We start from the raw sequence: 18,886 nt of genomic DNA on the forward strand, positions 1-18,886 counted from the left end.
CACCCACCCCCCTGAAAAAACAAATCTGAACTGACCTACCTGACCTGACAATACGCAGTATCAGAAAAAAACACGATTCTCTTGAGGGGTTCTGCCCGCCAATCGTTAATAGGTGTGTTGGGAGGGAAGTGGCCACTTGGGGGTAGCTACTTCCAGCAATCGTCATTAAATGACAAAAGACTATAAATCCAACGATCAAGAGAGGATTGACAATGAAAAAGAACCTACTTTCTGTAGCTGTTAAGGGGGCCCTGGGCATCACCGCAGCTGCAATCATGGTTCCGTCTATGCCTGCATTCGCACAAGAAGATGCAGAGATGGTTGAAGAAGTAGTGGTTACTGGCTCACGTATTAAGCGTGCAGACCTGGATAGCCCCAGCCCCGTAACAGTTCTTGACCGGGAAGATATGAAAGTATCCGGTCTGACTGACGTAGGTGACCTGATCCAGAGCATGCCTTCGATGTCAGGCTCTCCGATCGGTACCACTACCAATAACGGTGGTAACGGCGCGGTCGAAATCGACCTCCGCGGACTAGGTGCAGACCGCACTCTCATGCTGGTTAATGGTCGCCGTACTGTTGATGGTGGAGACTTCCAGACCATCCCTTCTGCGATGGTAGAGCGTGTTGAGATCCTGAAAGATGGAGCATCCGCAACCTACGGCGCCGACGCTGTAGCTGGCGTGGTAAACATCATTACCCGTAAAGACTTCGAAGGCGTGGAACTCGAGATCCAAAACGCCGATTTCTTTGATATGGATTCTGGTGATCAAAGCAGCATGAGCTTGATTGCTGGCCAACAGTTTGACAAAGGAAACTTTGTCTTTGGCGCAGAATACGTAACTCAAGAAGAAGCTTACCAGTCCGACGCTCCATGGGACTTCTTCCAAAACACCTACTACATCTACCCTGTGGGTGGCTGTGAAAGCAACCCCACTTCATGCTACGCATCAGGTTCCTCACGTATTCCTGAAGGTCGCTTCTCTATTGGGGGCACAGAGTACATGAATGGCGGTAGCGGTCTTGTAGAGCACGATGGTCGCTCCTATAACTACGCGCCAGTAAACTACATTCAGACTCCATACGAGCGCTTCAACTTCTTCGCTGAAGGTAACGCGGAGATTACTGAAAACGTACGCTTCTTCACTGAGGTTCGTGCAAACTACCGCGAATCTTCCCAAGAGCTGGCACCAATGCCGTACGATAGCGGCCCCGGCTTTAGTGGAGATCCTGCCTACGCTGGCTACTTTGACTTCGATGGAGATGGTGAGTTAGAGGCTTACAATGGCCTTCACCAAGATAACTATTACTATTCCGCAGCATTGGAAGCCGCTGGACTCGATAGCGAACCCGCTACCCGTGTACGTCGTAGGGTGGTAGAAGCGAATCGTCGATTTGAGCAAGATGTACTTCAGGTCCAAGGCGTCTTTGGCTTTGAAGGGACTATCAATGACTACGATTGGCAAGTCAGCTACAACCGTGGATATCGCTCAAGAACCGATATCGATCTTGGTCAGTTCGTAGGTTCTAACCTAGCTAATGCTATGGGCCCTTCAGCTGATCTCGATGGCGATGGCATCCCCGAGTGTTACACCGATATCACCGATGAAAACACTCTGATCGAAGGCTGTGTGCCCATTAATATGGTTGGTGGTCCAGGTACCATTACCGATGACATGCTCGCCTACGTGAGCTCAGACCTGACTGACCACACTGTTACCAAACAGGAAGTGATTGATTTCAGTGTTAGCGGTGATGGCTTTGAACTCCCAGGCGGCACCATGGCTTGGGCAGTTGGCGGCGGCTACTGGGCTCAAAGTCAAGTTTACTCTCCAGATTCAGGTAAAACGACTGGAGCCGTAACTGGCGGTACTGGCTATGGCACTGAGGGCTCCCTCTATAACACCAACCTGTTTACAGAGGTTCACCTTCCCGTTTTCGATAACGGAACACAGTCTGTAGATGTCAAAGGTGGAATGCGCTACGACTCCTACAACGTTTTTGGTAGCGATACTACTTGGCAATTGGGTGTTGACGTTCAGGTTCTCGAGGACTTGAAACTCCGCACCACATACGGCACCGTATTCCGCGCACCAACCATCGACAACCTGTACGGTGGCCAGTTCGACACCAACCCTTCAGCTGTTGACCCGTGCGCATCAGAACCACTTCCGGTAGGCTGCGCCCAGCTCTCCGTGCAAAGTGATAGCCAGCTGTCATCTACCATTGGTGGTAACGAGGACCTCGAGCCAGAAACCGGCAATACTTTCACCGCTGGTCTCGTTTGGACTCCAAGCTTCGGTGATAATGGCGACCTGAGCCTTACTCTGGATTACTGGAAAACAGAAATTGAAGATGGCATTAGCTCCTACGGTGTCGAGTACATCATGGACCAGTGCTACTACAACCAGTCTGCGGAATACTGCGCGCTCATCACAAGAACTGACTCTTATGAGATCGCAAATATTGTAGATATCGACCAAAACGTTGCCGAACAGGGCGCGTCTGGTGTTGACTTTGAAACCCGCTACACCTTAGACACTGAAGTTGGTCAGTGGGAAGCCTCCCTGCTTTGGACTCATTTGATTGAGCGCACCAAGATCGCCTACCCGGGAGGTGAAGAAATTCACCTGGAAGGCCGCTCCACCGATGTTACCGCTGAAGACGGCGGAACCTATGCTGAGAACAAAGTTAACTACTCCCTGTCTTGGTACTGGAATGACCTCAGTGTTAGCTACCGTGGCGAATATATTGGCGCAGTTGAAGGCGACATTGCTTGGATCGAGTACATGGATGAAGAGTGGGCCGACTACAAGCAGGATATCGATGCCCAGCTTTACCACGACCTCGTAGCTTCATATGAGTTTGGCAATGGAACCTCTCTAAGCGGTGGTGTTACCAACCTGACCAATGAAGAGCCTCCCTATATTGATGCTGGTTTCAACGCTAAAACTGACCCATCAACTTATCGCTTGTTCGGACGCGGCTATTACTTGAGAGTTAACCACAAGTTCTAATAGTTAAGTAGCTGTACCAATTAAGGGCCGCATTTGCGGCCCTTTTTTATTGTTAGGAAAACTATGAGATATCAAATATATTTGGCATCACCAAAAGCCAGATATGTAGGTAAAGGATGGAACCACTACTTCAAAAGCTAAGCTTGACTGCCAGAAAAGCAGCTCAATCTTATGATTGGAATACAACTCTTAAGATCGCCTTACAAATCCTTAATAATGACCCTCACGAATCAGAGGGTTTCTTTCTTAAAGGGCTTGCAGAGAAAGCCTTATCTAAGCCAGATGATGCAATAACCTCTTTTAGCGAATCTCTCAAAAAAAATAATGAACGATATGATGCAGCTATTGAACTTTCCAGTTTGCTCACTACAAACCTACAGTGCTATAGGGCCGCAGAACTTTTGACTACATACACAAAGTTACTGACAAATAGCCCTCGCTACCTGGATCTAGCCGCTACGGTCTACATGGAAATTGGCATGCCTGAAGAGGCTTGGCCTTTATATCAAAGAGCCAATACCTTACAACCCAATATACCGCTTTTTCAGGCTAACCTCGCAAACTGCGCTGCACACCTTGGGAAAATCGACACTGCCCGAAAAACATACAAAGAACTACTCAATAGGAACCCTGACCACCAGAGAAATCACTACCATCTCTCTCGATTGGAAAAAGCAACAAACTCTCTCCATGTCGATGATATGAGAGCCTCTATTAAAAGAACTCGCCTGCCCCCACATAGGAATATATTCATAAATTATGCCATAGGGAAAGAACTTGAGGATCTTGAGAGATGGAGGGAAGCCTTCGATTATTATAAATCTGCCGGGGACGCGGCCGCCTCTATAAGTCGATATAATGTGGACACAGATATTGAGACTATCGAAACAGTAATAGCTACTTTCAATAAAAACTGGATGGATAGCACTCCCGAAAATATAAGAGAGCCTAAAAATAATAAAACCCCAATATTTATTGTCGGGCTGCCTCGAACGGGCTCCACACTTGTAGAGAGAATTCTGGCCAGCCATAGCAAAATTGATAGCTTGGGGGAAACCCCTTTCTTGCCCAGCAGTGTTCAGGAAGCTGCCGGTTTTCAACCGACAGGCCAGATTTCCAGTGAGGTACTCAAAGCCGCATCTGATGTAGTCACAAAAGATGTAGCAAGCCTGTATATGAAAAATATTCAATACAGAAAATTAAAAAGTAGCTTTTTTATTGAGAAACTCCCGTATAACTTCCTTCTTCTTGCATTCATTGTTAAAGCGTTTCCTAATGCAAAAATAATTCAGACCGTTAGAAACCCAGTGGACACCTGCTTTTCAATTTACAAGCAGCTATTTACATGGGCATATCAATTCTCCTATAGGTTAGAGGATTTAGCCTCTTACTATATATTTCATGAAAAACTGAGCCGGCACTGGGATAAACTACTTGGCGACCGAATCATTAAGATTGAATATGAAAGCCTTGTTTTAAATCAACAAAAAGAGACTTCTAGACTTTTGGCTAGACTTGGACTCAACATGGAAAACTCATGCTTAAATTTTCACACCAACAAATCAGCTAGTATGACGGCAAGCTCAATTCAGATTAGAAAGCAGATAAACAGTAATTCGCTTAACAAATGGAAAAAATTTGAACCGCAACTAACTCCCCTTATCCATAAATTAAGAGCCGCAAAACTGATTTAATTTGATACTCCCTCCTATTCAAAGCTTAGGGGGGACAAGCCACCATTTTCCTTAGACACTGTTATTCAGCTCAATCTTCTTATATCCCCTCCAGTAATACCTCCAGCTTTCACGCCCATAACTAGCTACTACTGCCCACTTATCTCTCTCAGACGGAGCAGTTCAAAATTAACTTTTAGACTTCAAGTTTCCAATTGACTAATTGACCACGCCCTAGCTTCTAGACCCGCCTCCAATAAGACAAAATTCATATACTAAAATAGATCTTAAACTTGCCATTTTATTTTACCTTGTCGGAAAAATTAGGATGCAAACCCTTGCGCGACATTAATTGCAACCTTAAATCACTCTCCCACCCCTCTTAAATCGGCCAAAAGATGAACAAAAAAATGTTACAAAAGTTCCATCTTGGCGAATAATGCATTAAAGTCAGCCTCGACAGCTTTTAACTCATATCATAAAAAGCATTATAAGCACCTTAAGTATAAGAAGGTTCCTCTATGATTAAGACCAAATTGAGCATTGCCATAGCTGCTCTGGGCACCCTCGCCAGCACTGGCGCTTTTGCTCAGGAGTCTGCTGATGTAGGCGCTGAAGTAGAAGAAGTAATTGTTACTGGCTCACGTATCGCTCGTGACCCACTATCCACTACTGGCCCAATCACCCTGGTTGACTCCGAAACCATCGCACGTTCAGGTGTTGGCACCATTGACGAGCTTCTGAACCAGCTACCGTCAATGGGTACCACCGGTATCAATGCTAATGACAACAATGGCGGTGCTGGTCTTTCATTTGTAGACCTTCGTAACCTAGGCTCCGCACGTACCTTGGTTCTTGTTAATGGCCGTCGCTTCGTCTCTTCCAGCTCCGGCGTAGCCTCTGCTGTAGATATGAACAATATCCCAGTAGATATGATCGACCGCATCGAAGTACTGACTGATGGTGCGTCTGCTGTATACGGCTCCGATGCGGTTGCAGGTGTTATTAACGTAGTCTTGAAAGACTCTTTCGATGGCGTTCGTATAAATGCTCGTGCAGGTGCAACCGAAGCTGGCGGCGGCGAGAATGGCGAACTGTCTATCACCTTTGGTAAAGAGTTCGACCGTGGTCAGTTCATCGGTAACGTAACTCACAGTAAGCGCGACGAAATCACTTATGAGGACCGTGACTGGGCGGGCCTGCAAAGCTCCATGTCTCCCACCGGTAATATATTTACCGACTACGGCAGTTTTAGTGTTGCCGATGACGGTGTCACTTTAGGTGATTACTCCAGCTATGATATCGGCCAATACATGTGGCTTTCTGGATCCATGGAGCGCACGAGCTTCACAGGTAGCGGCTCTTACTCTATCACCGACGACATTGAGTTTTACGGGGAAGGCTCTTACACCCTGAAAACAACCAATCAGCAGCTTGCCGCTCAGCCCATGTATGCTGGCAATGGCCTCAACCTGACTGCTGACCATCTCTCAGATGAAGTTCAAGAGCAATTGGCCGAAGCATGGCAAGAAGCTGAAGATGCTTACCAGATTGAACTCGCAGCTTACAATGCCGCCGTTGCCGAGTGGGAAGAACAAGGTAGCCCTGCGGATCTGAAGCCTACAGCACCAACAGCAGGCCATGGCGATAGCTGGGAAGCTGGCCTGTCCGACGTTCGTCTGCGCCCTGTCGCCGGTGGAACTCGCGATTCCGAACAGAAAACTGAAACCTACCGCATTCTCGGCGGCTTGCGCGGAGATCTTGCCAATGGTTGGGGCTGGGATGCTTTCGTAAGCTACGGTAAAAACGAAGGTGAAAACACTGTCGGAAATTCCATCAGCAAAACAATGCTGCAGGAAATCCTGGATGGGGAAAGTGGAATTGCTGACGAGGATATTCAGTTCCTCGGCGGCATGAGCGATGAAGTTATCGACTACATCAGCTACACCGATCGCGAAGACAACGAGTACGACATGCTCAATGTCGGCGCGAGCTTGACTGGAGACATCGAACAAGTTCAATTCCAAGGCGGTGCCCTAGGGTTTGCTGCTGGTCTTGAATATCGAGAGGAGTCTGGCGAATTTAACCCCAGTGAAGAAACTCAAACCGGTTCTACATTTAGCAATCAGCAAGATGCAACTTCTGGTGATTTCGCTGTAACTGAGGTGTTTGCCGAGTTTAACCTGCCTATTCTGGCCGGTTTGAAATACGCAGATGAACTGTCTGTTGACGCCGCTGTTCGTTATTCTGACTACGATACATTTGGTGGCCAGGCGACTTACAAGCTTGGTGCAGTATATGCACCGACTGAGAACCTGCGTTTCCGTACCAGCCTGTCTACAGCGTTCCGTGCTCCAGGCATCTATGAACTCTATAGCGGCACAGCACAAAGCTACAGCTACCTGATTGACCCCTGTGACACTAGCAGCAACAACGAGGCTGGCCAGGGCGCTAACTGCGGTATGGTAAGTACAAGCTTCACCCAAGCAGGCTCACAGGTACCGACCAACATCGGTGGTAACGAAGATCTTCAACCTGAAGAATCAACAAGTTTTACTGCTGGTATTGTTTGGACGCCTAGCTTTGTCGAAGACCTGTCCATCACTTTGGACTACTTCGATATTCAAATCAAAGATGCCATCACAGATGCCGACACCCAGCAGATTTTGGATGACTGCTACCGCGATGGTATCAGCACTGCCTGTGACCTTGTTAGCCGTGGAACCAGTGGGCAAATTGACTACCTGGAAGGCTCTCTGCTGAACATCGGCGAGATTAACACCAGTGGTATTGATATCGACGTAGTACAAAACCTTTACTACGATGCGGGTAAACTGGCTCTGCGCGCTCAAGCGACTCACCTGCTTGAGTATGAGGAGTACAACACCCAAACCGACCAAACTACTGACTACGTCGACTACATTGGTACGACCAGCGAGGCTTACACCAAATGGCGTGGCCTGGCCAGTGCAACCTGGTACGCCGACAGCTGGGACTTTGGAGCAGACATTCAGTACATCGGCGATGGCCACAGCCCCTATATGGATATGCCTTCACATACCTACCTGAACTTAAAAGCAGGTTGGGATGTTAACGATTCCATGCGTCTTACTGCAGGTATCGACAACGTCACCGATCGCGAGCCGTCTACTACCTCTGGTAGCGACTGGAATGGTACTTACGACTTCCAAGGCCGCTACGCCTGGGCTGGTGTTAGCTACCAGTTCTAAGTACTGACTTTCTAAGTCAAATCGATAAGGGCGCCATTTGGCGCCCTTATTTTTTTTCGTGAAGTATTCGCAAATAAAGTTACGAGCGCTCTTACACCAACTACTCCCCAGCGCCCATTAAGAACTCTAACTTATTCATATATCTATTTTTAACGGCTAGATTACTTACCAGTGAAAATGCCTCCGAAAAGCTTTCCTTGGAAGACGCTACATCCCCAAGCTGGTAACGGGTTAACCCCAACAAAAAATGAAATCGGTGATCGCTACTATCGGCTCTTAAAGCCCTTCGGAGGCGCTTTTCAGCGAGCTTAAACTTCCCATTTTCATAAGCTTCACGTGCCCGATAGTAAATGTAATAGGGATTTCTCTCACGGTGATAGCGAACCCGGTCAGCGTAGCCATCAGCCAGCACTTCCCTACCTGTGCTACGGTACAAACGCTCTAAATTACTATTCGCAACAGGGTTTCCCTCTTGCAGGTTTAACGCCTGTAAATAACTCTGTTCAGCTTCATCAAGATGGTTAAAGTGGCTGTAGAAAGCTCCTAGATTTGACCAGAGATCCGCCCTATCCGGGTGCAACTGAATAGCTTTGCGCAGATACAAAAATGCTTGCCTCTCTTCTCCCTCGCGCATCAGCTCAACCCCCCGATTGCTGTAATAGAGCGCAAAAGCAACTCGATCCTCAAGCTTTTGCTGCTTGTAGATCGGGTCGTAAGCAGCCAAGTTTAAGTCAACCACTCGCCGACCCCGCGCATACTCGGACACCATATTCACATGACGGTAAACAACGAATATTTCGTCCTCTTCTTGGGCCCAAATTGGAGGTACATCTACCTCATTAAAATAAGCTTGGGCACCCAATTGTCTAGCCATAGCAACCATCATCAAAGTGAATGCTAGGCAATTGCCACGCTTTCGGTGGTAAGCCTCTGATGCGGGAAAGGTACTATTGGCATCGTATTCAAACTGTATATCTCCCTGACGGAAAGCACTAAGTAGCCCCTTTAACCGAGTATCAGGAGCCAAGCCGGGAGAAATTGTATTGAGGTAAGACTCTATATTGCTATCAAGATCTAATAACTCCTCATTTGGTAGCTCTAGATTCTCAACTGCCCTGCCAAAAACCGCTTTACCGCTTAAGACAAAATCGCTATCTACAATTTCCACATGACGACTTGGAGACTGAGAGCAGCCAGTGACCAGTAGCACCAGAGTAAGTCCGAATAGAAGCTTCACAGTTATTTCCCCTCAAGATCAGGACCACAACAGGATTTAACTCTAATTTACAGACTCACAAAGTACCCTGTTGCCATTTTTATGAATAACCTCACAACAGTTCGCCTGTTAAATAGACAGCTGGTAAACTTTCCAAGTTACGCAGGAGGTAGGCGCTACAAACATTTGGGCCTTTGAGCTGGCTGGGAACATCCAGTCCGAACCCGAATCGGCCCCGACCTCTTTAAACAAGAGCAATACAGGAAAAAAATAGTACTCTGACACACGGATGAATTACCTGGCTAGCCAAAGGGCACCGAAATTTCAGTTCCCTGGCCAGGCTGCCTTCCTAATATGCAACAGCATATTGCATTAGAGCTATAACAACTGGAATTTCAGCTTATGTCGTCAAATACAGACCAAAATGACGCCGGCTTTTTTGGCCACCCCAAAGGGCTCTCGACACTTTTCTTCACTGAGATGTGGGAGCGGATGAGTTACTACGGTATGCGAGCCCTGCTTGTGCTGTTTATGACAGCCAGTCTTCAGGAAGAGGGCTTGGCCTTTACCGTTGCAGCAGCTGGAGCTATTTATGGGCTCTACACTGGCGCCGTGTACTTCCTCGGCCTGCCCGGTGGCTGGATTGCAGACCGCCTACTAGGAGGACAACGCACCATATGGTACGGCGGCATCATCATTATGTGTGGCCATATTGTGCTCGCTATCCCAACCAGTTGGAGCTTCTTTATAGGCTTGATCCTTGTTGCTACCGGCACCGGCCTGCTCAAGCCCAATATCAGTGCAGCAGTTGGACACCTGTACCAACCAGATGATGTTCGCCGCGACAGTGGATACGCACTGTACTATATGGGCATCAACATGGGCTCAATCATCGGTTATGCCGTCTGCGGGTACTTCGGTGAAAATGTCGGTTGGCATTGGGGCTTTGGTGCCGCTGCTGTGGGGATGGCTATTGGCCTGATCCAGTATCGCCGCACTATCCACAATCTGGGGGACGCAAGCCTCAATCCCGAGAACCCACTTTCGCCAGAAAAGGCTAAACTGGCTTGGCGCATAATTGGTGCTGTCGTAGTCGGTGTTGCAGTGATTACTGGCTTGGTGATGAATGGCACTATTACCATCAACCCGGTAGAAATAGCCAAGTACGTAGCTGTAGCCTTCACCCTGACTTTCCTTGCCTACTTTGGCTTTATCTACTTTGGCGGCCAGCTGAGCGGGTCAGAGAAAAAGAAAATGTGGGCGCTATTCCTAGTCTGTGTAGCCTCTACCTTTTTCTGGTCGGGCTTCGAGCAAGCGGGCTCCTCACTGAACCTATTCGGCCGCGACTACACGGATCGCCTGATTGGCAGCTTTGAAATGCCAACCTCCTGGCTACAAAGCTTTAATTCCATCTTTATCATTACCCTATCCCCCTTCTTTGCCGCGCTGTGGATTAACCTGGGCAAACGCATGATCACCCCATCCTATGGGCTGAAATGTGCACTTGGCCTGATCATCATGGCCAGTGGCTTCCTGGTAATGTTCTTTGCCGCTCAATATGCAGCAGCGGGCCTGAAAGTTGCTCCTTACTGGCTGGTAGCCACTTACTTCCTGCACACTGTCGGTGAACTCTGCCTGAGCCCAGTGGCCCTGAGTGCAGTAAGTAAACTTTCTCCTCGCCGCTTTGCTGGCCAGATGATGGGTGTCTTTGTTCTGACTTACTCTATCGGCAACCTCTTTGCCGGTCTTCTGTCAGGTAACTTTGATCCGAACAATGTTGCTGAGATGCCAAACCTGTTCCTGCAAATCAGCTTGTTCACAATCGGAGTGGGTATCATCCTGGCCCTGATCAGTCTCAAGTCCAAGTACTGGGAAACTGACTCAGAAGCACCCCAGAATACTGCGACAGCTGAAGGCTCTACTAAAACGGCCTAATACTTAGCTGTATTCCAAAAAAAGGCCACTGCTATACAGTGGCCTTTTTTATTTTCCCTCGCCTAAAGCAAGCCTTGTAACAGACCGACATTCAGCCAGATAAAGCGCACCCCAATAATAAACAGCAAAACAGCAAAGCAATGCTTAAGCATTTTGGGAGAAAGGCGATGGGCGAGATTGGCACCAAAGCGGGCAAAAAACGTGCTGGTGACAACGATTCCAAAAAACGCAGGCCAGTACACATAGCCACTACTCCATTCTGGTAGAAGCTGATTACCCCAGCCCTGGAAACCAAAGCTCAGCGCACCCGCAACCGCAATGGGAAGACCACAAGCCGCCGACGTAGCGACCGCACGCTGCATCTTCACCCGGCAGCGGGATAAAAATGGAACGGTTAGTGAGCCCCCACCGATACCAAAAATCGCGGATACCCAGCCGATAACTCCCCCAGCAGATAGCAATAAGGATGACCTTGGCAAGTTGCCGGCCCCCTCCGTTAATTGATCGTGCCGGGCACCACTAAGCCACATCCTCATCGCAATCACGATCGCAAAGACACCGATCAGCAGCTGCAGCCAGGCACCGGACAGCAGTTCAGCAGTGGCACCACCGGCCCAGGAGCCGATTAAAATGCCTGGAGCCATAATCCCAAAGATCTTCCAGTCCACCGCCCTTTTCTTGTTGTGGGCGCGCACTGAACTGATTGAAGTGACAATGATTGTTGCTAGGGAGGTACCCACAGCCATGTGGGTGAGGATTTCAGGGGATATCCCCATAGCGGTGAAAACAAAAACCAAGGCAGGGACAATGATCAGGCCACCACCTACGCCAAATAATCCGGCAATAGTTCCAGCAGCGGCACCGACCAACAAATAAACCAGTAGTATTTCCATAGCCCACCCCGTTTAAATACAACAAACAATTTTGTCGCATTTAAACAGATATAAGCTGGGGATAGATAGCGACCTTAACTTCGGCTTTCCACTGTAAGCCAGTCAAAGCCTTCCTGCTGACAGGCAAAAATACAGCTCTCCACTGTTTCGGCAACCTCTGCCAGGGCCTCCTTTGCCAGGGCAAGGCTGTTATTTTTTTCACTGATATGGGCTACAACCAGGTGCTGTAGCTGTTCATAGCCAACGCGCTGTAGAAAGCCAGCAGCCTGCTGATTACTCAGATGGCCATAGGCACCTCCAACGCGTCGCTTCAACGAAGGTGGATAGGGTCCTTGAGCGAGCATCAGAGGGTCGTGATTTGCCTCTAGAACCAAGGCATCACAATCACCAAAGTGCGCTTCAACATGAGGGGTGATAGTCCCCAGATCCGTCAACAAGCCCAGGCTGCTACCCCGACAGCGAAACACAAACTGCGCCGCCTCACGAGCATCGTGGGGAACCGCGACCGGGGTTACTTCAATATCAGCGACGACAAAGGGCTGGTGCCCCTCAATTAAGTGCAGCTCCGGTAACTTGCCAATATCACGCGCCTTAAAAGTACCGGGCGTCAGGTAGACAGGCAGGCCATATCTGCGCGCAAGTGGACCTACACCAGAGAGGTGATCACTGTGTTCGTGGGTAACCACAATCGCAGAGATATCAGCGGGAGACATACCGAGCCGCGCCATACGGCGTTCGGTTTCCTTGATGGTAAAACCGCAGTCAACCAAAAGAAAGTGGTCGCCACTGGCGACCACTGTTCCATTGCCTTTACTGCCGCTTCCCAGAGAGGCGAAGCGCAGGCCCATTAAATAAGGTTCTGCTGGATAGATTGAAGCAGCTGGGAAGCTTCATTCTTTGAAAGCGGCTGTCCGCGAGTATCGCGCACGCGCACTTCAATCTCATCGTCATTGCCACGAATAACAATCAGATAACCGGGATAAGCCTCGCTTGTAGCGGTTCCTACTCCCAGGCCTTTGATTTCCTTGAAGAGAGCAGGTTCAGCACCCTCAGTCATATCAATTCCAGCCAAGATCTGCTGTAGGCTTACCTGATCAGCGCTCTCTGCCAGCTCATCTTCATCGCTCTTGCTACCCCAGGAGAACCAGCCTCCGTCGCCATCTTCCTCATCAGAAGCAAGTGCACGGTCTTCATCGTAGGTGACGTAAAAAAGTCCAATATCGGAATCTTCACGGTGCAGACGATAAGCACCAGAATTCACAGCATGAGCGACAGTAGCCCAGGCCCGATCCATTTCGAGCCCCATTGCAATATAGGGCTCGTGACCAGCCGGCTCCCTCAACTGGACCTTAAGTGAGCTGCTACCAATTGCCTGGGCAACCAAAGACGCTGTAGCAGCAGCTGTTTCTGACGCCAGTGCCGTGGACATTTCATCAATCATCCACCCTTCACGCTCAGGGCTCGAAGAGCGATCAGGCCAATTAACGCTACCGCCAACCGGGGCTGCAGAAGGCACAGACAAGTGGCGCACATGAATCTCTGTCGTATCAGGTTGCACACCGGTTTCTACCTGCAAGCGATACTTATCTTTAGTGTCAGGGCTCTCTTTAAAGGCCATCCAGGCAGTTTCCATCACACCCGCATTGGCATCTGACATTTCTATATTCAAGCCTGAGCTGCGAAGGAATTGGTGCAACTGGGGCCACACCTCTTCAGGAGGCTGGGATACCAGCACCCAGCGATTTCCGCCGAGCTTTTGAATCTTTACTCTCTCCAGACCCGCATTCACTGAAAGCGCTTGAGGACGCGGAACTTCAAATTCACCTTGGGCCAGCTGCTCTCCTGCAATCTGGGGGATCTCATAGAGTTCCTCCTGGTGCTTGGTATTAACACCTTCAGGTATCCGCAGAGGCGTCAGGCTATCGGCATGCTGGTAATCATTACTGCGATCGCGGAAATAGCCATCGTTGCCGAACACACCGCACCCCGCCAGTGTAATACTGGAGATAAAGAGCCCGGCTCCAACGGTCAATTTTTTCATTAAAGCTATCCTGGTTAATTCTCAGTTCGCGGGTTTAGAGTACACCGGCACTGCGCAGAGCTTCGCGCACTGTTCCGTGGTGCTCAGGGGATAAACTTGTCAGAGGCAGGCGTATTCCACCGTCGACACGACCCATCTCCCGGAGAGCCCATTTCACCGGTATCGGGTTGGACTCCAAAAACAGCACTTTGTGCAATATTTGTATTCGCTGGTCAATTGTCCGTGCAGTCACCGCATCACCGGCCAGCGCAGCTTCACACATTTGGGCCACTGCTGCGGGGGCCACATTAGCGGTTACACTAATATTTCCATGACCACCCAGTAACATTAGTTCAACCGCGGTACTATCGTCGCCAGAGTAAACGGCAAACCCTTCGGGCAGAGTATCTATTAAAACCTTAGCCCGCTCCAGATCACCGGTGGCTTCCTTGATGCCTACGATATTGCCGACCAACGCCAGGCGCTGTACCGTCTCCGGCAACATGTCAACTGCTGTTCGGCCGGGAACATTGTAGAGAATTTGGGGAATGGAGACAGCTTTGGCCACCGCACGATAGTGCTGGTAGAGGCCTTCTTGGGTGGGCTTATTGTAATAAGGTGTAACCAGCAGGCAGGCATCTGCACCACATCGGGCGGCATTCTCTGTAAGGTCAATCGCTTCAGAAGTAGAATTTGCGCCAGTTCCAGCAATCACTGGCACTCGACCTGCCACTTGGTCCACAACACGTCGAATAACCTCAATGTGCTCATTGAAGTCCAAGGTTGCAGATTCACCGGTAGTCCCCACAGCAACCAGTGCTCGGGTCCCCTGCTCGATATGCCACTCAACGAGGTTGTGCAGACTGTCCCAATCCGGGCTTCCGTCTGCGTACATTGGGGTGGCCAGGGCCACCATACTACCGGTTAACATCCTCACTCCTTATTTTTTGCACTCCACCCGGAATACCACCGCCAGAGTCAGTTCAGTATGTTACTTAGGCCAGGGTATCAGCGCCAGTGCGACTAGCTCGCCACTCTTTTGCGTTTCTTTTTCTTTTTGCGTACCCCGTGATACACGTTTTCTGCCCCTTCAGGACGGGTCTTAAAACGGCGATGCACCCACATGTATTGTTCTGGGGCCTCTCGAATACGCGCTTCGATAAACTGGTTCACCAAAATGGCATCTTGCAGCTCATCTCCCGAAGGGATCTGATCAATAGGATCGTAAATCTTCAAACGGTAACCTGAGCCATCATCCAGTCGTGTCACCACATAGGGCACCACTTTGGCCTTGCCGACCCTGGCGAACCGTGAGGTTCCCGTAACAGTCGCCGCGGGAACATCGAAGAAAGGAGCAAAGATCCCCTGCTTAATCCCATAATCCTGATCCGGAGCATACCAGACCGCACGCCCGCGCTGCAGGGCTCGCAATACCCCGCGCACATCTTTACGCTGATAAACACTGCCATTCTCAGTATGGCGCTCTCGCCCTTTGCGCTGCATGTAGTCATAAACCGGATTTTTGTGCGGCCGATACATGCCATCGAGAGTAATGCTCATCCCCATCATGGCGGCGCCGATTTCCAGGGTAGTGAAATGCATGGCCATCAGGAGAACGCCCTGGCCTTGGGCCTGGATGGCCTGCAGGGCTTCCAGCCCTTCAAAGGTAAAGCGTTTCCGTAACCACGCTGCAGAGCGAAACCAGGCCATTCCGGTTTCCATCAAGGCGATACCACTGGACTCAAAATTACGCCTAAGAAGTTCAGCTCGCTCATCTTCCCCCAGCTCGGGGAAGCACAGTGCGAGATTGCGTTCAGCAATCGTGCGCCGGCTGGTAGCTACTCTTAGCATTAGGCGGCCAAACGCACGGCCCATGGCCAACTGCCAGCGATAGGGCAGTTGCGCGATCAAAAACCATAGTGCAAAAAGCAGCCAGGTCAGCCAGTAGCGAGGATGCAGCAGCGCCGCGCGAAATCGGGGTTTTTCCATCAGATCTATATCAGGGTGTGGCGCCGAGGCGCAACCTAAGTCGGTTGAAAACGACGTAGTATACCCTATGCGAGGAGAGCAGGGACTGCGTAACAGCCACAGGAAGTCAGTGCCTTAATAGGGTGTCCAACTCATCCACTGCGACACACCAATCCGAATCATCCAAGATGGCATTCTCCAGGAACTCTCGTTGCCCATCGCTCCAAAAGGAGGCGGAGGAAAGCTTCTCGTGACGATGCAAATAGTGCGTGACCAGAAATTCATGGATCTGTGCATCTTCAGACGCCAGCCCCAATTGGGAAAACAGGTCCTTCAGTGTGTGATGTCCAGTAGTTTCCATAACGATTACCGCTATCTCTTCTGGCAGCCATATTTTCATGGCTACTACCCCAATTATAGTTGGGCAGCCCCTGATTCATCCCGCATTATTCCTGCGGGGCTTTCAGAGGCATCACAGGCTTTCATCAATAGAATTCAGACTCTGCCCCTTTAGGGCGCCGGGTTGGGATTCCCCTGGTGTACAGCTTCGATAGCCGCTAATTGCTCACCATCTAAGGTAATTTCAACGCTGGAAATATTGGAACGCAATTGCTCGATAGTTGTGGCGCCAATGATATTTGAAGTGACAAATGGCTGCTGATTCACGAATGCCAGTGCCATCTGCGCAGGGTCCAGACCAAACTCCCGGGCCAAATCCACATAGGCCTGGGTCGCAGCCAGGGTTCGCTCTCCAGCGTAGCGCTGAAAGCGATCATATCGGGTAAGTCGTGCACCCTCAGGCTTCCTTCCCCCCAGATACTTGCCCGAAAGAACCCCAAATGCGAGGGGGGAGTACGCCAATAGGCCACACCTCTCGCGAATAGCAATTTCAGCGCAGCCAACTTCAAAAGCCCTGTTTAAAAGACTGTAGGGGTTTTGAATCGATACAATCCTTGGCTTTCCGTAGGCAATCGACTGCTGCAGGTACTCAAACATACCCCAGGGGGTCTCATTCGAAACACCGATATGACGAACCTTACCTTGCTCAACCAACTCCTCAAGCGCGCCCAATGTTTCAGCTATAGACACACCATCGTCGCTGCCGTGGACATAGTCCAGGCGCCCGAAGAAATTAGTTTGCCTTTCAGGCCAGTGGACCTGGTAGAGGTCGATATAGTCAGTGCGCAAGCGTTTTAAGGAATCGTCACAGGCCTGCAAAATCTGCTCTCGACTCAGGCGGGGACCCGAGCGAATATGGCCAACACCTGAATTGGCGGCACTGCGGCCCGCCACTTTAGTTGCGACAACAACCTGGTGCCTGCCTCCTCGCGCAGCCAACCAGTTGCCGATATATTCCTCGGTTCTACCCTGGGTTTCTGGCCGTGGCGGTACGGGATACATTTCCGCACAATCAATAAAGTTAACCCCCTGAGATATTGCATAGTCGAGCTGCTCAGCGGATTCAGCTTCATTATTTTGTTCACCATAAGTCATGGTGCCCAGGCAAATCTGGCTTACCTTAAGGTTGGTGGTGCCGAGTTGGCGATACTCCATTGAAAAGCCCCCATAAACCGAAAACGGGATTATGCAGCTTTGCTAGGAAGAGTTGTAGGAGTGCGTTACGGAAGGGGAAACGGGACTCCCAAATGGAGTCCCGCATAAAATCAGCCGAATTTGGTATCTACCATGGGTGAGGTGTCTGCATCGTAATCAATGCCATCAACACCAAATCCAAACAGCTTGAGGAAGTCCGCCTGATAGCCCTTGAAGTCAGTCAAGTCAAACAGGTTCTCAGCAGTTACCTCTGGCCAGAGCTTTTCGATCTTCGCCTGAGTCTCAGGGCGCAGCTCTTTCTCGTCCATACGTAAACGGTTCACATCATCGAGACGTGGAGTATCGGTATAGAGCCCCTCAGTGTAGAGGCGGTATAACTGTTCGATACAGCCCTCATGAGTCCCCTCTTCTTTCATGATTTTGTACGCAAGAGAGATATAGAGTGGCATCACCGGAATAGCAGAGCTGGATTGGGTAACCAGCGCCTTCAAAACGGCAACGTTAGCCGCAGCCTTACCGTTATCGGTGATCGCTTTTGCCGCGCGATCAAGATCTTCTTTAGCTTTACCGATAGTCGCGTGACCATAAATTGGCCAGGTCAACTTTTCACCGATATAGGTATAAGCCACAGTTTTGCAGTTATCAGCCAATACCCCGGCATCACCGAGGGCCTGCATCCACAGTTCCCAGTCTTCACCACCCATAACCTTGACGGTATTTGCGATCTCTTCGTCGCTCGCCGGCTCCAAAGTAATATCGGAGATCTCCAGCTTGTCAGTGTTCAGATTCTTGGCAGTGTAAGATTTGTTAATGGGCTTGAGGACAGAGCTATACAGCTCACCGCTTTTCGGATCTGTGCGACGCGGGGATGCCAAGCTGTAAACCACGAGATCAACCTGACCGAGGTCTTCTTTGATCATCTCTACAGTCTGGGCTTTCACCTCATCAGAAAAAGCATCGCCATTGATACTCTTTGCGTAAAGCCCCGCTTTGTGGGCCTCCTGCTCAAAAGCTGCAGAATTGTAATAGCCCGCAGAAGCCGTGCGCTTTTCAGTAGGCGGCTTCTCGAAGAACACACCAAGGGTGCTTGCGCCGCAACCAAAAGCAGCTGTAATTCGCGATGCCAGGCCATAGCCTGTGGAGGCACCTATCACCAGCACCTTTTTGGGCCCATTTTCGACCGCTGGCTGGGACTGAATATACTCAATCTGCTCGCGTACGTTAGCAGCGCAGCCCTGCGGGTGGGCATTGGTACAAATAAAACCGCGTACTTTCGGCTGGATGATCATCCTTACAGTCTCTCCCTTCGTCTTTTGGGAATCGTTGTTACCTGATTACAGATACGCTGGTGGCGCTCCGGAGAACTATCAACCCAAGGTC

13 protein-coding genes are annotated in these 18,886 nt (G+C 49.9%); 4 read left to right on the plus strand and 9 right to left on the minus strand.

Annotation, left to right across the window (positions count from 1 at the left end; all coding sequences use genetic code 11):
• Positions 1–212: 212 nt before the first annotated feature.
• The 3 genes from ACJJIL_RS18125 (at position 213) to ACJJIL_RS18135 (ending at position 7,920) form a co-directional block, all read left to right on the plus strand.
• Positions 213–3,017: a TonB-dependent receptor domain-containing protein gene (locus ACJJIL_RS18125; RefSeq protein WP_445360430.1), complete on the plus strand. Its 2,805-nt coding sequence runs from the start codon at positions 213–215 to the stop codon at positions 3,015–3,017.
• A 116-nt stretch (positions 3,018–3,133) separates the two neighbouring features.
• The gene (locus ACJJIL_RS18130) at positions 3,134–4,711 is read left to right on the plus strand and encodes a tetratricopeptide repeat-containing sulfotransferase family protein (protein ID WP_445360431.1); all 1,578 of its coding nucleotides are present in this window, start codon (positions 3,134–3,136) and stop codon (positions 4,709–4,711) included.
• Between the two features lie 500 nt (positions 4,712–5,211).
• The gene (locus ACJJIL_RS18135; RefSeq protein WP_445360432.1) at positions 5,212–7,920 is read left to right on the plus strand and encodes a TonB-dependent receptor domain-containing protein; all 2,709 of its coding nucleotides are present in this window, start codon (positions 5,212–5,214) and stop codon (positions 7,918–7,920) included.
• Between the two features lie 100 nt (positions 7,921–8,020).
• On the opposite strand, the gene ACJJIL_RS18140 is transcribed toward ACJJIL_RS18135, so the two are convergent.
• Positions 8,021–9,157, minus strand: coding sequence for a tetratricopeptide repeat protein (locus tag ACJJIL_RS18140; RefSeq protein ID WP_445360433.1), 1,137 nt, complete (start codon positions 9,155–9,157; stop codon positions 8,021–8,023).
• 381 nt (positions 9,158–9,538) lie between these two features.
• Here ACJJIL_RS18140 and ACJJIL_RS18145 point away from each other — a divergent pair, with 381 nt between their 5' ends.
• Positions 9,539–11,071: a peptide MFS transporter gene (locus ACJJIL_RS18145; RefSeq protein ID WP_444895125.1), complete on the plus strand. Its 1,533-nt coding sequence runs from the start codon at positions 9,539–9,541 to the stop codon at positions 11,069–11,071.
• Positions 11,072–11,133: 62 nt separating this feature from the next.
• Here ACJJIL_RS18145 and ACJJIL_RS18150 read toward each other — a convergent pair whose 3' ends face one another.
• From ACJJIL_RS18150 to fabV, 8 genes are all read right to left on the minus strand, one after another.
• Entirely contained in the window at positions 11,134–11,964 is an 831-nt protein-coding gene (locus tag ACJJIL_RS18150) for a sulfite exporter TauE/SafE family protein (protein ID WP_445360434.1), read from the minus strand.
• A 74-nt stretch (positions 11,965–12,038) separates the two neighbouring features.
• Complete coding sequence (locus ACJJIL_RS18155; protein ID WP_445360435.1) at positions 12,039–12,812, minus strand: MBL fold metallo-hydrolase; 774 nt, start codon at positions 12,810–12,812, stop codon at positions 12,039–12,041.
• The gene (locus ACJJIL_RS18160; protein ID WP_444906359.1) at positions 12,812–14,005 is read right to left on the minus strand and encodes an NlpB/DapX family lipoprotein; all 1,194 of its coding nucleotides are present in this window, start codon (positions 14,003–14,005) and stop codon (positions 12,812–12,814) included. The genes ACJJIL_RS18155 and ACJJIL_RS18160 overlap by 1 nt, the downstream gene beginning before the upstream one ends.
• A gap of 34 nt (positions 14,006–14,039) precedes the next feature.
• Positions 14,040–14,915, minus strand: coding sequence for a 4-hydroxy-tetrahydrodipicolinate synthase (gene dapA / locus ACJJIL_RS18165; protein ID WP_282934185.1), 876 nt, complete (start codon positions 14,913–14,915; stop codon positions 14,040–14,042).
• Between the two features lie 92 nt (positions 14,916–15,007).
• Positions 15,008–15,973 (minus strand): LpxL/LpxP family Kdo(2)-lipid IV(A) lauroyl/palmitoleoyl acyltransferase, encoded by a 966-nt coding sequence (gene lpxL, locus ACJJIL_RS18170; RefSeq protein ID WP_444895130.1) that lies wholly within the window; start codon positions 15,971–15,973, stop codon positions 15,008–15,010.
• A gap of 106 nt (positions 15,974–16,079) precedes the next feature.
• Positions 16,080–16,352 carry a DUF2789 family protein gene (locus ACJJIL_RS18175; protein WP_445360436.1) on the minus strand — a complete coding sequence of 91 codons (273 nt, stop codon included), beginning with the start codon at positions 16,350–16,352 and terminating at the stop codon, positions 16,080–16,082.
• A gap of 110 nt (positions 16,353–16,462) precedes the next feature.
• Complete coding sequence (locus ACJJIL_RS18180) at positions 16,463–17,506, minus strand: NADP(H)-dependent aldo-keto reductase (protein WP_445360437.1); 1,044 nt, start codon at positions 17,504–17,506, stop codon at positions 16,463–16,465.
• A 110-nt stretch (positions 17,507–17,616) separates the two neighbouring features.
• Positions 17,617–18,795: an enoyl-ACP reductase FabV gene (gene fabV, locus ACJJIL_RS18185; RefSeq protein ID WP_444895132.1), complete on the minus strand. Its 1,179-nt coding sequence runs from the start codon at positions 18,793–18,795 to the stop codon at positions 17,617–17,619.
• Positions 18,796–18,886 lie beyond the last annotated feature (91 nt).

Source organism: Microbulbifer maximicatervae (SeqCode) (assembly GCF_052468095.1).

What these genes read in the sequence shown, in the direction of transcription:
- ACJJIL_RS18125 (WP_445360430.1), top strand. Translation starts at nt 213, where the DNA reads ATGAAAAAGAACCTACTTTCTGTAGCTGTTAAGGGGGCCCTGGGCATC.
- ACJJIL_RS18130 (WP_445360431.1), top strand. Translation starts at nt 3,134, where the DNA reads ATGGAACCACTACTTCAAAAGCTAAGCTTGACTGCCAGAAAAGCAGCT.
- ACJJIL_RS18135 (WP_445360432.1), top strand. Translation starts at nt 5,212, where the DNA reads ATGATTAAGACCAAATTGAGCATTGCCATAGCTGCTCTGGGCACCCTC.
- ACJJIL_RS18145 (WP_444895125.1), top strand. Translation starts at nt 9,539, where the DNA reads ATGTCGTCAAATACAGACCAAAATGACGCCGGCTTTTTTGGCCACCCC.
- ACJJIL_RS18150 (WP_445360434.1), bottom strand. Translation starts at nt 11,964, where the DNA reads ATGGAAATACTACTGGTTTATTTGTTGGTCGGTGCCGCTGCTGGAACT.
- ACJJIL_RS18155 (WP_445360435.1), bottom strand. Translation starts at nt 12,812, where the DNA reads ATGGGCCTGCGCTTCGCCTCTCTGGGAAGCGGCAGTAAAGGCAATGGA.
- ACJJIL_RS18160 (WP_444906359.1), bottom strand. Translation starts at nt 14,005, where the DNA reads ATGAAAAAATTGACCGTTGGAGCCGGGCTCTTTATCTCCAGTATTACA.
- dapA (WP_282934185.1), bottom strand. Translation starts at nt 14,915, where the DNA reads ATGTTAACCGGTAGTATGGTGGCCCTGGCCACCCCAATGTACGCAGAC.
- lpxL (WP_444895130.1), bottom strand. Translation starts at nt 15,973, where the DNA reads ATGGAAAAACCCCGATTTCGCGCGGCGCTGCTGCATCCTCGCTACTGG.
- ACJJIL_RS18175 (WP_445360436.1), bottom strand. Translation starts at nt 16,352, where the DNA reads ATGAAAATATGGCTGCCAGAAGAGATAGCGGTAATCGTTATGGAAACT.
- ACJJIL_RS18180 (WP_445360437.1), bottom strand. Translation starts at nt 17,506, where the DNA reads ATGGAGTATCGCCAACTCGGCACCACCAACCTTAAGGTAAGCCAGATT.
- fabV (WP_444895132.1), bottom strand. Translation starts at nt 18,795, where the DNA reads ATGATCATCCAGCCGAAAGTACGCGGTTTTATTTGTACCAATGCCCAC.